Origin of the sequence: Pseudomonas sp. S9 (assembly GCF_000222125.1) — a bacterium.
GTDB lineage: Bacteria > Pseudomonadota > Gammaproteobacteria > Pseudomonadales > Pseudomonadaceae > Aquipseudomonas > Aquipseudomonas segetis.
In genome coordinates this window covers 384,841-400,838 of sequence record NZ_AFFX01000001.1, presented here as the reverse complement: position 1 = coordinate 400,838, position 15,998 = coordinate 384,841, and the positions used below count along the sequence as shown (strand labels likewise).

General features: G+C 58.4%; 4 protein-coding genes and 1 pseudogene. 4 read left to right on the top strand and 1 reads right to left on the bottom strand.

All coding sequences use genetic code 11. The annotated features are described in order from the left end of the window. The first annotated feature begins 149 nt into the window (after positions 1–149). Positions 150–11,623: pseudogene (locus tag PSES9_RS22895) on the top strand (VCBS domain-containing protein). Between the two features lie 57 nt (positions 11,624–11,680). On the opposite strand, the gene PSES9_RS0101835 reads toward PSES9_RS22895, so the two are convergent. After that, on the bottom strand, positions 11,681–13,246 hold the full coding sequence (locus PSES9_RS0101835; RefSeq protein WP_010483420.1) for a sigma-54-dependent phenylalanine hydroxylase transcriptional regulator PhhR: 1,566 nt from the start codon (positions 13,244–13,246) through the stop codon (positions 11,681–11,683). Between the two features lie 257 nt (positions 13,247–13,503). Between PSES9_RS0101835 and phhA the strand changes: the two genes are divergently transcribed. From phhA to PSES9_RS0101820, 3 genes are all read left to right on the top strand, one after another. Continuing rightward, positions 13,504–14,292 (top strand): phenylalanine 4-monooxygenase, encoded by a 789-nt coding sequence (gene phhA / locus PSES9_RS0101830; RefSeq protein WP_010483418.1) that lies wholly within the window; start codon positions 13,504–13,506, stop codon positions 14,290–14,292. Between the two features lie 64 nt (positions 14,293–14,356). After that, positions 14,357–14,713 (top strand): 4a-hydroxytetrahydrobiopterin dehydratase, encoded by a 357-nt coding sequence (locus tag PSES9_RS0101825; RefSeq protein WP_010483416.1) that lies wholly within the window; start codon positions 14,357–14,359, stop codon positions 14,711–14,713. Then, positions 14,710–15,909, top strand: a complete 1,200-nt coding sequence (locus PSES9_RS0101820) for an amino acid aminotransferase (RefSeq protein ID WP_010483414.1) — start codon at positions 14,710–14,712, stop codon at positions 15,907–15,909. Before PSES9_RS0101825 ends, PSES9_RS0101820 begins: the two co-directional genes overlap by 4 nt. The last annotated feature ends 89 nt before the right edge of the window (positions 15,910–15,998 follow it).

Sequence of the window (15,998 nt, the reverse complement as noted above, 5' to 3'; positions counted from 1 at the left end):
TTTTTTGATTGAAATAACCAGTTGCTGGATTGTTTCTATCAGCCTTATACCGCTTTAGCTCGGGGCTAAATTTGTTTTTTCGCACCACGAGGACGAAAGAACCAGCTACGCTTTATTAACGGTCTATTCATGCGCATGGAGCCATAGCAATGTCGAAAGCCTATACCGGTCGCAACGGTAATCCCTTTAAGCCCAGCAACCGTACGCTGGCATTGGAGCCGAGGATTCTGTTCGACGGTGCAGCAGCAGTTGCCACAGAGCAACACACTACTGACACCTCGGCAAATTCTGCCCCCGATGGCCAAGACAACAGCCACATTCCTGCAACCCCCGTCGAGGCAGCCCGCTCTGCCCCGCCACCTACCTCGGCAGCACGCGCATTGCTGGTGATCGACAGTCGCCTTGAGAATAGCCAGCAGCTCTCCCAGCAGCTGCCACAAGGTGTCAAGGCCATTATTGTCGACACTCAGCAAGACGGCATTGCCGCCATTGAAAAAGCCCTGGAAACCATGGGCCAGGTGGACTCTGTACAAATCCTCTCCCACGGCGCCGCTGGCCAATTCACCTTGGGCAGCACGACCGTGTCGAGTGACAATATCGATCAACTTGGCAGTCGCTTCGCGCAATGGAGCAATAACCTCAGCGCCGGTGCGGACATTCAACTCTACGGCTGCCGGATTGGCGCTGGCGAGGTTGGCAAAACCCTGGTCGCTGAACTGGCCCGCTGGACGGGCGCTGATGTCGGGGCATCCAACGACGACACCGGCAATAAGGCCGCAGGTGGCGACTGGGAACTGGAAGTGCGCGATGGCGATATTGATAAATCAATTGCCCTTGGCGCTGCAACCATCGACGGCTTTTCTGGCTTGCTGGCCGACGCAGCGCCTACGCTATCTGCGGCAGGCACAGGGGCCGATGTGCAACTGGGCAGCAACTTCACCTTTACCCTGAACTTCTCCAACACCTCATCCCAGTCCGGCTACGCCCCCTTTGTCGATGTGTTCCTGCCTACAACAGGTATCGATGGCGCCGGCGCGGAGATTGATGACGGTATCAGCTTCGTTTCAGCCAGCTACCAAGGCCAGGCACTGGTCGCTCACGTCATTACCTTTGATGCCAATGGCCAGGCAGTCCACCCCTTGGCCGTCGGCGCTGATGGCCAGCCACTGGTCGTGAACGCCGCCGCCTACGGGATGCGCGCCGGTGACCAGATGGTGGTGCTGGAATTACCCTTTGCCAGCGTCAGCCAGGGCCAGCCCAATATTGGCATCCAGGTTACAGCGACCCTGAGTGATCTAGCAGACACCGATTTCTCGTCTTCGGCAGCAAGCCCTGATTTGACTATTCGCGCGCGCAGCGGTTTCCAATACGGCAACGATGCACTGAACAACCCAAGCGTTGACCCAAGCCTGGTTCAGTCCGGCTCCACCAGCTATGTGATACACCCAACGGTCATCACATTCGATCAACAGATCATAGCGCCCGAGGGTGAAACCGCGACCGGCCCCAACTATGGCCGCGAACTGCAAATTACGGTGAGCCCGGCAACCTCGCAGACCATCACCGACCTGGAGATCACCCAACCGGTTCCCGACGATGTGATCATCACCCAGATAACACCGGGGGCCAACGGCACCCTCACCTCGATCACCCTGTACAACGGCGACACCATCAGCAACCCGACATTGATCAATGCGGTATTTGCCCGCAATAACGATGCCGACCAGACCAACGACGTCTATATCCAGTCGTTTACGGTCGCCTACAGCGACTTCTCGGCGCCTGTAACGACCAATGTCGATTTCTTCGTGCCTGACGCCGATGTCGACGGCAATCCGGTGATCAACCCGATCACCGGCGATGACACCACTATTACCTTCGGCCCGCCCACGGCTACTGGCCAATGGCAACCGCTTGACCCGCGCGACGTTGCCAATCCGGGCGATACCATTGCCTTCAGCGGCGATGGGTTTGCGACCAGCATAGTCGCCAAGTCGATCACCCTGGAAAAACAAGTCAGCCTGCAGACCGATATCGGCAGCGCCGGACTGAGCCCGGGCGACACCCTCAACTACGTCATCAACATCAATGTCTCTGACTATTTCGCCTTTGGTAAAACCCTGCTCAACCAGGGCAGCTTTGTCATTACCGACACCCTGAGCGACGGCCAGACACTGGTCGATGGCACATTGACGATCTCCGCCAATATCGATGGTGTCGACTATCAAATCCCGGTCGTCTTCACCCAGGTTGTAAACCCGGACGGCACCACCTCGCTGGTGTTCGATATCGCCGCCTCGATTGAGAACTACTATCCCAATCACCAGTGGATCAACGGTGACCTGGCCTTTGATGACATCCTGCAGGGCGCCAGCACAGCGGTGCTCAGCTACCAGGCGGTGATTGGCCAAAGCTATACGCCCCCCGCAGGCGCCCCCCACAGTGAGATCAACGAGGGCGACTCATTCGGCAACAATGCGACCGTTACCGCGACCATAATGGAAGACGAAGTCAACCTCACGGGTGAAGACCAGTCGGACTCATCAAGTACCACCAGCACCATTCCAACCAGTACCATTGATATCGAACTTGCCGACCTGAATGGCAATGGCGCCCCGCCGCCAGGCACCGAATTGCGCCCAGGCGATGAAGTCACGTTCAGCCTGACCTATGATCTGGTAACCGGGGACTACGAAAACTTCACCCTTACCGCCTACCTGCCATTGCCGCTGTTCGACCTGACCGGTCTCGATGCCAGCACCATCTGGCAGCTCGGCACTGACAATACCAACCCCAACAGCCCAAGCTCGGTCACTATCGGCCCGGGCAACTCGTTGATCTTTACCTTCGACGACTACGTCAACAGCGGCACTGACGGCAGCACCATCCAAATTGATTTCACCCTCACGGTCAGCGATCAACCCTTTGCTGACCAGCGCTCATTCAACGTGTTGGCCGAATCTAGCCAAACCACAACCCTCGACAAGACCGAAATCCTGTCTTCGGATGATGTCACCCTTATTGCCTCGGTCGCCGAACCAGACCTGAGCATCACCCACGGCGTGGTTTCCTCGAGCAACGGTACAGTCACCGGCACCACCGGCGGCTGGAACGCCCCCGGCACCGGCGGTGCCCCGTTCACCGGCAGCGTTACCGATATCAATGCGATTGAAGGCAACGTCACCGATATTGACGCCAGCGACACCATTCGCCTGGCCACTGCAATCGAGAATACCGGTGGCGGCAATGCCTTTGATGTCAGCACCCAGATCACCCTGCCACCTGGCCTGTCTTTCGTCGGCGGAAGCTTGTCCAGCGCCAACCTGCTGATTTTCCGCGGTGATGGCTCACAACTGATCGCCGGGGTCGACTTCACCGTCGACAACGCCACCAATACCATTACCTTTGTTGACAATGCCGGGGTTGGCGCTCTCCTCGCGGGTCGTCCGGGGACAGCCGCCGATAACAGTGGCGCCAACCTGATTGTCATCACCTACGACACTGTGGTTGCGGGCAACATCAACGCCAGCGCAACACTTGAAAGCACCGGCACATTGCTCAACTACGCCAGCATTGAAGGCGGCGCGAATTTCCTCGACAGCGGCGTGCTCAGTGATACCGCAGCGCAACAAGTGGCAGCCCCCGAGATCAGCAAGGGCTTTGCCGGTGGCGGCCTTGATAACTCAGATTCGAGCGCCAGCCACACCACAGGCGCTGACCTGGTCGTGGGCGAAAGCATGCTCTACGACATCATTGTCACCCTGCCTGAGGGTGTCACCCAGTCACTCAACATCAACGACCTGATTCCACCCGGCATGCGCCTGGACACCAGTTACAGCGGCAGTGGCTATCAATTGATCACCACCGCCGGAGGCTATCTCACCCTGGACTTCGGCGGCACGGTAAACATCAGCCAGCTCAATACAACAGGCACCGATGGCGGTGATTCAAACTTCGTGTTCAGCATCTCCTCGGTCAATGGCGACAACAACAGTTCAGCATCTCCTCGGTCAATGGCGACAAAAACCCCGACAACAACAAGTTTGTGATTCGCGTGCGCTTGATCGCCACCGATGTCAGCAGCAACCAGGCCAATAAGGTTCTGCAAAATGACGCGACGCTCACCTACAACGACACCGACGGCGACACCCCAAACAGCACTGATCCGGCCGATGGCATCAACCGCATTGTCACGCTCACCGGTGATAAACCGACAATCACAGTGCGTGAACCGACGCTGCAAATCAGCCAAACCATCAACACCCCGACTGACTTCGGCTTTGACCAGGATGACCCCGTCGACTTCACCATCACCATCAGCAATGGCAACAGCGCTACGGACTTTGATGCCTTCGATATCGATTTCAGCGACACCCTTCCCACTGAACTTGATAACCTGACACTGACCAGCGTGATCTATACGGTCAATGGTGTAAGCACCGACATCACCAGCAGTTTCAGCCTGGACCCAGTGACCCGCACGCTGGTCAACACCGGCAATATCGATATCGCCAAGGGTGGCAGTATTGCGATCAATGTCAGCGGCGTAGTCAATGCCAGTGGCGCCTCGGTTCCGGACTTTGACAACCAGGCCCAAGTGCAATGGACCAGTATCGATGGGGTCAACAGCGACGAACGTACAGGCGTGGACGGCCTGCTCAATAGCGGCGCCCTCAACGATTACCGCCTCGAAAGTACCTTGGTGATTCCGGTTGCTCAGGGCATCAGGATTTCCCGTGTAGGCGGTCTGGATGACACCACTGCGCCGAACCCGACCAATGCCGAAGTCGAAAATGTCGCGGTCGGCGAGTTGGTTCGCTACCGCGCTGCCGCACTGATTCCAGAAGGTGAAAACCCCAACTACTCGATCAGCATCACCCTGGATGCCGGGCTGACGCTGGCCGACCTCGCCAGCATGCGCGTGGCCTTCGTCTCCAATGGTGGCCTGGTAACCGACCTGAGCGACTTGATCACTAGCGGTGTGCTGGCCATTGATGGCGACGAGAACTCCCCCGAAGCCCTGTTTATCACCCCGGACTTGTCTGGCGCGGGGCCGACCGGGGTGCTCAATCCCGATTATGTAACAGTCACTACCGATGCCAATGGGCGCCAGGTCATTACCATCAACTTTGGCAACGTCACTAACGGTGCAGGCGCCGCAGGTGATGACAGCAACGATGACAACCTCGAAGGGATCATTGTTGAGTTCAGCGCCCGGGTAAATAACCAGGTCAGCAACCAGGCCGGGGATCAGCTAGGCGTATTTGTTCAGGACCGTGTAGACGGCGCATTGCGTGCCACCAGCGATACTCTGTTTGAGCGTATTGTCGAAGGCGGCTTTAGTGGCCTGGACAAAACAGTCACCAACTTTGACCCCAATGTCGGCGATAGCAGCGGCACCGCAACAGTGACCATCGGCTTTAACCAGAGCGGCGAACTGCCCGCCTATGACGTCAACTTGAGCGACAGTTTTCCAACGGGCAGCAACTATCAACTGGTCAGCATCACTGTTGGCGGCACCACTTACGCGGCCGCTGATCTGCCTGCGGATGGCATCAGCTTCAGCACCGCCGGGGGGCTCAGTGTGGACTTCAGCCAGGTTGATGTGGGCAGCCAGATCAGCGTGGTCTACACCGTCGATGTGCCCAACGACGCCATTGTTGCCAACACCAACGCCAGCCTCACCTGGAGCAGTCTGCCGGAAACCTTCACCACCTGGGGCGGCAGCACCGTCGGCGCCGATGGCAGCGCCGATGGCGAGCGCACCAGCGCTGACGGCGTTGGCCCGGATAACGACGCGGTGCTCAACAACTACCAGCTGGTGGAGGCCGCGGGCCTGGGCATCATCAGCGGAACCCTGTGGAACGATACCGGCTCGGCCGACGGCTCCATTACACCCGATGGCCCGGGCATTGCTGGCCAGGATGTAACCCTGACCTGGGCTGGCAATGATGGCATTTTCGGCAACACCGACGATGCGACCTTTACCGCAACCACCGATGCCAATGGCCAATTCATCTTCGGCGTATTGCCTTCGGGCTTGTATCGCATCGACGCGCCTACCGAGGTCAACGGTATCGTCGCCTTTGGCGACATGCGCATTCGCATCGACACCGATGGCAGCACCCTTGGCCAGGTTAATATCACTCTCGGCGAAGCTGACAGCCAGAACGCCGACTCGGGCTATGTCGAAATCAACGACGCACCGGTCAACAGCCTTCCCGGCACCCAAAATGCCCAGGAAGATATCGCCCTGGCCATTTCAGGCATATCTGTCAGTGACGTCGATGCCGAGCGCGACCCGGATATCACCGACCGGGCAATCCAGGTGACCTTGAGCGTCACCCAAGGCACCCTGTTTTTCACCGGCGCCACCACGGGTGTGACTGTCACTGGCAGCAACAGCATCTCAGTGGTGCTGGTCGGTCGTATCGCCGATATCAATGCGGCGCTGGCCAGCCTCAACTACCTGGGCAACGCCAACTTCAATGGTAACGACACCCTGACCGTACTGACCGATGACCTGGGCAACTTCGGTGATTTCGACGGCAATGGCATCCCCGGCGAATCAACTGACGCTCGCACCGATCAGGACTCACTGCTGATCGTGGTGGCTCCGGTCAATGACCCACCGACGGCTGTAAACGATGAAGCAACCGCCGTCGAAGCAGGTGGCCGGGACAACCAGACCCCGGGCGTAAACCCCACCGGCAACCTGACCGACAACGACACCGACGTCGACCTGATTACCAATCCGGATACCGAAAATCTCATCCTGGTTTCGGTCACTTTCAATGGTACGACCGTCCCCGTCCCTGCGACTGGCACCGTTGAAATCGAAGGCAATTACGGTAGCCTGTTTGTCGATAGCAGCGGCGCCTATGAATATGTTGTCGACAATGACAACCCTGAAGTCCAGGCCCTGCGCCTGAGCGGCCAAACCCTGAGTGAAACCTTCAGCTATGAGATCAGCGACAGCGGTGTACCGCTGGCGACTGCCAACTCCTCCGCGCTGCTGACCCTGACCATAGAGGGCGCCAACGACACACCAGTAGGCGTAGACGATAACGGCCTGGCCATCGAACAAGGTGGCGTCAACAATACCGATGTCGGCAATCCTGGCGACACTCCACCGAGCGGTTTCCCAGTTCCAGGCCAGGACGCAACCGGTAACGTGCTCGACAACGACACCGATGTCGATGGCGGCGCTGGCGACCCGGTAGACTATGGCGAAAGCAAAAGCGTAACCGCTATCCGCAATGTGCCTAAAGATGAAATCGGCACACCGCTGATCGTGCCTCCAGGCGGGTCCATCAGCATTGATGGCACCTACGGCACCTTGACGATCTTTTCCGATGGCGAGTACAGCTATGTAATTGATAACGACAACATCGCCGTACAGCGCCTCGGCCCGAATGACACCCTGAGCGATGAGTTCAGCTATCAGGTGACCGATGCACTGGGTTTGAATGATCTGGCCAACCTGACCATCGTCATCCAAGGCAACTACGACAACCCGGTTGCCAGCGATGACCATGCCCAGGCGCAAGCCAGTGAGGTTGATGACGACGGTAATGAAGTCAACCCAACCGGCAATGTCATTACCTTCCCTAGCCGTCCTGACAACACAGGCCTGCCCGGTGGCAACGGTATCGACCAGGATGTCGACAGTGCTGACCGCCCCAACACCAACCTGACCGTTACCGGCATCCGCAATGGCACCGAGGTTGCTGGCGGCGCATTGGGTGCAGTGACGACTGGCACCACGCTCGACACCCTGTACGCCCAAGACTCAACAGGCACGCCACTGACCAATGCCAGCAATGAGTCCTACGGTGAACTGACAATCAACCCCGACGGCTCATTCAGTTTCGACGTCAACAGCGACCATCCAGAGATAGTCGCCCTGGCGCTTGGCCAGACCCTTGATGTGGTCGTGACCTATCAAATCACTGATACGGCAGGATTGACCGATACCGCGCAGCTTGTGATCACTGTCACCGGCGCCAATAACGTGCCCCTGGCAAACAATGGTGTGGCATTGGCAACCGAAGCTGGTGGTGTCAACAATACAACTCCCGGGGTCAACCCCGCAGACAATATCTCGGCCGAAGACCCGGATGGTGACCCTCTTACCGTTACTGCAATTCGGACCGGCGCGGAAACCGCAGGCGGTACCTCTGGCATCGTCGGCCAGGCACTGCAGGGCCTATACGGTCAGTTGACCATGAACGAAGATGGCAGCTACAGCTATGTGGTCGACAATAGCCTGGCAGCGGTACAGGCTTTGCGCCAACCGAGCGACACCCTGATAGAGCGCTTCACCTATACAGTGACAGACCCCGGTGGACTCAGCGATAGCGCTGAAATCATCGTGGTGATTCGTGGCCAGAACGATAACCCGGTTGCCGACAACGACACCGCAACTGCGATTGAAGCTGGCGGCGTCAACAATGCAACCGGCGGTGTTAACCCCGTGGGCAACGTGCTGGACAATGACGCCGATGTCGACAGCGTCGCCAATGGCGAGACCAAGGCTGTTGATTCAGTGCGTACCGGCGCAACCGAAGGCGCGGGCACTGCCGGCACCCTGGACGTAGAACTGCGCGGCACCTATGGCTGGTTGACCATCGGCGAGGATGGCGAGTATCGCTACCGGCTGGACAACTCCATGGCGGCGGTCCAGGCCCTGCGTGCAGGCAACAGCCTGACCGACAGCTTCAACTACACCGTCATTGATGCAGCTGACGCAACCGATACAGCAGTATTAACCATTACCATTCAAGGCAGTAACGATACCCCGGTTGCCAACGATGACAGCGCCGCAGCGGTTGAAGCAGGCGGGCTGAACAACACAACGCCGGGGGTCAATCCAAGCGGTAATGTGCTGGACAATGACACAGACGTCGACCGCTACGGCGAAACGCTCACTGTTTCAGCCGTTGCTGGCGGCAGTATTGGCAGTGCGTTCTCTGGCAGCTACGGCAGCCTGACGCTCAACAGCGACGGCAGCTTCACCTACACCGTCGATAACAACAACCCACTGGTCCAGGCGCTGCGCACCAATGCCAACAAACTGAGCGAAAGCTTTACCTACACCATCCGCGATTTGGCCGGCGCAACCAGCAGCGCAGTACTGACAATCACCATTTCAGGTCGCAACGACAACCCTGTAGCAGTCAACGATACCAATACAGCGACTGAAGCCGGTGGCGTCAACAATGGTACGCCGGGCACCAATCCAACCGGTAACCTGCTGGCCAATGACACTGATGTCGACAGCGGTGATAGCAAAACCCTCGATGGGATTCGCACCGGTCTGGAGGTCGCCGGAGGTAGCTTTACCAGCGTCGGTGCCATCCGATCGATCGTCGGCCAATATGGCACCCTGACAGTCCGTGCCAATGGTGACTACAGCTACGTGGTCAATAATAGCCTGGCCGCAGTGCAAGCCCTCAAGCCTGGCGACACCCTGCGCGAAGCCTTTAGCTACCGCATGCACGATACGGCTGGCGCACAAGATATCGCCCAGCTACTGATCACCATTGAAGGCGCCTGGGACACCCCGGTGGCGGCCAATGACCTGGGTATCGCGGTAGCCGACAATGGCGACGGCCGGTTTATCGACCCAAGCGGCAACGTGCTGACCAATGACACCGATGTCGATGCTGGCGACAACCTGACCGTTACCGCGATCCGCACCGGCCAGGAAGCAGGCAGCGGTACTGCTGGCACGGTCGGCAGCGTTCTGGTGGGGCAATATGGCAGCCTGGTACTCAATGCCGACGGCAGCTACCAGTATGTGCTGGACAAGACCAACCCGGATGTACTGGCACTCAACCTGCTCGATACGCTCTACGACTACTTCACCTACACCGCGACCGACGATGGCGGGTTGAGCGACCCTGCGCAATTGTCGATTCTGATTATCGGTCGCAACGATCCACCAGTGGGTGTTGATGACAGCGCCACGGCCATTGAGGCAGGCGGCGTCAACAACGGCACAGCCGGGGTCAACCCGAGCGGCAATGTGCTAAGCAACGACACCGACTTGGAAAACGGCGTGCTAACCGTAACCGGCGTCCGTACCGGAACAGAGTCAGGCACAGGTACCAGCGGCGCAGTGGGCACCAGCTTGCGCGGCCTCTACGGTAACCTGACCCTTAACAGCAATGGCAACTGGACCTATGTGCTCGATAACAGCCTTGCGGCCGTCCAAGCACTGCGTATCAGCGGCCAGACCCTGACTGAAACCTTCACCTACACAGTCGAAGACCCCTATCTTGCCGATGACACCGCGCAGTTGGTGATCACCATTGACGGGCGTAACGACACGCCTGTAGCCGTAGACGATAACGCCACGGCGGTGGAAGCCGGTGGCATTTTCAACGGCACGCCAGGGGTCAATCCGCAAGGCAATGTGCTGGATAACGACACCGACGTCGACAGTGTAGCCAATGGCGAAACCAAGCAGGTGGTCAGCGCCAGCAGCGAAACCGGCAACACTTCAAGCGCAGGCCAGGTGCTGGTGGGCCGCTACGGCAGCCTCACGCTTAACGCCGACGGCACATACCAGTACGTGCTGGACAACAACAATCCAACAGTTCAGGCCTTGCGCACGGCAAGTGAAACCCTGCGTGAAACCTTCACCTACCGCATGCGTGATACCGCCGGTGCAGAATCCACTGCACGCCTGAACCTGTTGATTCAAGGCGCCAACGACAACCCGCTGGCCGTCAACGACAGCAATGTGGCCAGTGACCAGGTCCCTGCCCCGCAGACCAGCGGCAACGTGCTGCCCAATGACAGCGATGTCGACGGTGGCGACAGCCTGCAGGTCGTGGCGATCCGCACTGGTGCGGAAAACGCCAGCGGCACGGCCGGGACGCTGGGCCAACCACTGGTCGGACGCTACGGCACCTTGGTACTCAATGCCGACGGCAGCTACACCTACAGCATCGACCTGACCAACAACGAAGTCCTGGCTGCCGCAGGATTGGGCCAGGTGCTCAGCGATGTCTTTACCTACACCTTGAGTGACCTGGCCGGAGCCACGGACCCTGCCGAACTGGTGATTACCCTGGATATCACGGCGCCCTTTATTCCAGCGCCCAAAGATGGTCCATTCCACCACGAAGACGACCGGGATCCGGCGGGTCAATATCAGCCACTGCTCAAGGATATCGAGCCGGTGGTGTTCATCAGCCCCGTGGTGCAACGCGATAGCAGGCTCAACGCCTTCATCGCCCGTGAGTCGGACGGCAGCAAGGTACTGCTACCGGCGTCGGCAGGCTTGCTCAGCGACATCGACGAGGCTTATCAGGTGCCTGGCCAGTTTGTTCACCAACAGCTGCTCGACAGCCAGTTCGACAGTGAATTGGACATGACCTGGATTCTGGGTCGGCAACAGCGGGTCGACTTGACCGCCGACGGTCTACTCAGCGACCCATCGTTGTTTGGCACCAGTGTCGATGGCTTGACCCAGCCATGGCAGGCGCCCGAGCGCCAAGAGCAGCCACAACAGCCGCAAGAACAGGCCGCCCCTGCGCAAACTGCCAGCAGTTTCCACAGTCAACTGAAGAATGCCGCGCTGCAGCGCAGCCTGATCAGGCCACAAAGCTAGTACCAGGAGGTTGCCATCACCCTGAACGTGCAGGGTGATGGTGGCTTCATTGGTGCTTCACTCAGCCTTGGCCACCTTGCCGATACTGTGCTCGCGCAGCTTGTTGGCAATGGTGGTGTGCGATACACCAAGCCGCTTACCGAGTTGGCGACTGCTTGGATACTCACTGAACAGGCGCTCAAGCACGGCTTTTTCGAAACGCCCGACAATCGCATCCAAGCCCCCTTCCAGCGAGAAATCACCAATCGGCTGAGGGGCACCATAATCTGGCAAGCGAATGTACTCGGGCTTGATCATCCCCCCATCACACAAGGAAACAGCCTGGAAAAGCACGTTTTCAAGCTGGCGCACATTGCCTGGCCAGTGATAGTGAGCGAGCCGCTCCAGCACCTGAGGCGCAACCTTGGGCAATGCACAGCCAATCTGCCGACTGGCCTGGTCGAGAAAGTGATCAACCAACGGAGCCAGCCCATCCAGGCACTCGCGCAAGGGTGGGATATGCAGGCTCAGTACATTGAGCCTGTGATACAGGTCTTGACGAAACTCACCGCGCGCGCAGAGTTCCGATAGATCCACCTGTGTCGCACAGACCACGCGCACATCGAGGTACACCTCTTCATCGCTGCCAACCCGGCGGAAACAGCCATCTTGTAAAAAGCGCAGCAACTTGGCCTGCAAGCGCGGGCTCATCTCTCCCACGCCATCAAGAAACAGCGTACCGCCAGCCGTCAATTCGAGCAGGCCCAGCTTACCTTCGGGCCTGGCGCCTTCGAATGCGCCCGGCCCATAGCCAAACAGCTCGGTCTCGGCCATCGACTCGGGCAAACCGGCGCAGTTAAGCGCCATGAAGGGTGACTGGCCTCGTGGGCTGGCCAAGTGGCAAGCACGGGCCAGCAGTTCCTTTCCCGTGCCGGTTTCCCCTTCGATCAACAGTGGCGCATCCAGTGGCGCCATGCGCCGTGCCTCGCGCACTACCGCAGCCATGACCTTGGAACTTTGGAAGATACTGTCGAAACCACGCAGTTCCTGCTTGCGCACATTGTAGATACGCTCGCCGACACGGTCCGCGCGATGCAGGGTCAGCACCGCGCCAGCCAGGGCTTCGCTTTCATCATGTTCCGATTGCAGCGGCGCGATATCGGCCAGAAACACATCGCCCTTGACCTTGACCCTCAAGCCATTGATCCGCGATTTGTTCGCGCGCACCAACTCCGGCAAGTCGAAATCCTCGGCATAACGCGACAAGGGAATGCCCGGCACCTCGTCGACCCGCACGCCAAGCAGTTGCGCCGCGGACCGGTTGGCAGCAACGATAGAACCGCCCATATCGATGGACAACACTGGAAAATCCAGGGCTCCGAGCAACGCATTGAGCTCCAGGTGCCGCCGTTCACTGGGCATCAGCCCTACGCGCTTGACGCCAAACACACCGGTAATGGCTTCAAACTTGGCGCGCAGTGACTGGAACTGCAGGTTGATCAGGTTCGGACAGTGCAGGTAGATGGCATTGCCATGCTCACCGCCGACCTCGCCACGGGCCACGTTGATGCCGTACTCGACCAGCAGATTAAGGATGTCGCGCAAGATGCCAATGCGGTTTTGGCAGTGAACTTTGATACGCATGACTGGGCCCGGATCGTATTTTTATGGGCCGCGATGCCGAAAAATCAGTATCACAGCGGATTATTCGTCAAGAATATGTGACAGCTTAGACCTTCGGCAAGATGATACTTAGCCAACGCCAGCAACTTGTAATTTTTTCTTTACGATTTTAGCCACCCAAACAGCACCCGGACCACAAAACCAGGGCTGTAAAGACGCTGCTTCCGAGTTATTCATAGCTGATCAAAACAACAAAAGCTCCATCAGGAGGCGATTAGATGAAGAGCACGCAATATGTGGCTCGGCAACCGGATGACACCGGTTTTATTGATTACCCCGAAGCCGAGCATCAGCTTTGGAACACCCTGATCACGCGTCAGCTGCAAGTGATTGAGGGCCGTGCGTGCCAAGAATACCTCGACGGCATTGAGCAACTTAAGCTGTCCCATGAACGCATTCCGCAGCTCAATGACGTCAACCGGGTGCTGCACTCGACCACCGGCTGGCAAGTTGCCCGGGTTCCGGCACTGATCCCCTTCCAGACATTCTTCGAATTACTGGCCAGCAAGCAATTCCCAGTCGCGACCTTCATTCGCAGCCCGGAAGAACTCGACTACCTGCAAGAGCCCGATATCTTCCACGAGATCTTCGGTCACTGCCCCCTGCTGACCAATCCCTGGTTCGCCGAGTTTACCCATGCCTACGGCAAGCTGGGCCTAAAGGCCAGCAAGGAGCAACGTGTGTTCCTGGCTCGCCTGTACTGGATGACCATCGAGTTTGGCCTGGTCGATACCAGCCAGGGCCGCAAGATTTATGGTGGCGGTATCCTTTCCTCCCCCAGGGAAACGCTGTATTGCCTATCCGACCAGCCGCAACACCTGGCCTTTGATCCTGTTGAAGCCATGCGCACACCCTACCGCATAGACATTCTGCAACCGGTCTACTTTGCCTTGCCCAACCTAAAGCGCTTGTTCGACCTTGCCCACGAAGACATCATGGCAATGGTCACTCAAGCCCGCGAGCTAGGCCTGCACGCGCCCCTGTTTCCACCTAAACACGCCGCCTGAACGCCTGCCATTTTTCGGCGTCACAGCTGTGTGACTAACATTCAATGAATTTCAAGGAGTCATCATGACTGCTCTTAGCCAAGCCCATTGTGAAGCCTGTCAAGCTGGCGCCCCCCAGGTATCGGATCAGGAGTTGCCGGAGCTGCTCAAGCAAATCCCGGATTGGAACATCGAAGTCCGTGACTCGATCATGCAGCTGGAAAAAGTCTATCTGTTCAAGAACTTCAAGCATGCACTGGCCTTCACCAATGCCGTTGGCGAAATTTCTGAAGCCGAAGGTCATCATCCTGGCTTGCTCACCGAATGGGGCAAAGTGACAGTGACCTGGTGGAGCCACTCGATCAAGGGCCTGCACCGTAACGATTTCATCATGGCTGCCCGTACCGACGAGGTCGCCACACACGCCGAGGGCCGCAAGTGAATCACTTTGCGTCCATCGCCCGCGTACCCGGAGACCCTATCCTGAGCCTGATGGAGGCCTACCGCGCCGACAACCGCCCGGAAAAACTCGACCTTGGCGTTGGTGTCTATAAGGACGGCCAAGGCCTGACGCCTATTCCCAAGGCGGTCAAGCTCGCGGAGCAGCGCTTGATTGATAGCGAAACAACCAAGAGCTATGTCGGCGGTCACGGTGATCCAGTGTTTTGCCAACTGCTGGCAGAATTAGTCCTCGGCACTGACAGCCAGGCGCTGGCCGAACAGCGCGTCGGCGCCACCCAAACTCCTGGCGGCACCGGTGCATTGCGCCTGGCCGCAGACTTCATCAGCCATCACCTGGCCGGGCGGGGCATCTGGTTGAGCGACCCGACCTGGCCGATCCACGAAAGCATCTTTGCCGAAGCAGGCCTTGAAGTCAGCCATTACCCCTATGTCGGCGCGGATAACCGCCTGAATGTCGAGGCGATGCTCACGGCCCTGGGCCAAATCCCGCAAGGCGACGTGGTGCTCCTGCATGCCTGCTGCCACAACCCCACCGGCTTCGACCTGAGCCATGAAGACTGGCAACGCGTACTCGAAGTGGTCAAGGCCCGGGGGCTGCTGCCACTGATCGATTTTGCCTACCAGGGCTTTGGCGAAGGCCTCGAGCAGGATGCCTGGGCAGTTCGACTGTTCGCTCAAGCGCTACCGGAACTGCTGATTACCAGTTCTTGCTCGAAAAACTTTGGCCTGTATCGCGAGCGCACGGGCGCGTTGCTGGTTTGTGCGGCGGACACTGAGAAGCTCGTCGATATTCGCAGTCAACTGGCGTTTCTGGCGCGCAACCTATGGTCGACACCACCGGCCCATGGTGCAGCCGTGGTCGCTATCATCCTGGCCGATCCGGAACTGAAAGCAATCTGGAGCCATGAGTTGAACAGCATGCGTGAACGAATTGCCAGCTTGCGCGAGGGCTTGGTCAACGCACTGGAACCCCACGGATTGGCGCAGCGCTTTGCGCATATCAATCAGCAACGCGGCATGTTCTCCTACACCGGCTTGACGCCATCGCAGGTCACGCGGCTTCGCGAAGCGTTCAGCATTTATATGGTCGGTTCAGGTCGAGCCAATGTCGCCGGAATCGATGCCGAGCGTTTCCCGCAGCTGGCGCGGGCCATTGCCCAGGTCTGCACCGAATGACCGCCCTGGCCGCTTGGCAGCGCTGCCAAGCGGCCAGCCAACAAGGGTCCGGCACAACGAAACGGCTCGTGAAGCTGCATTTATTGTTT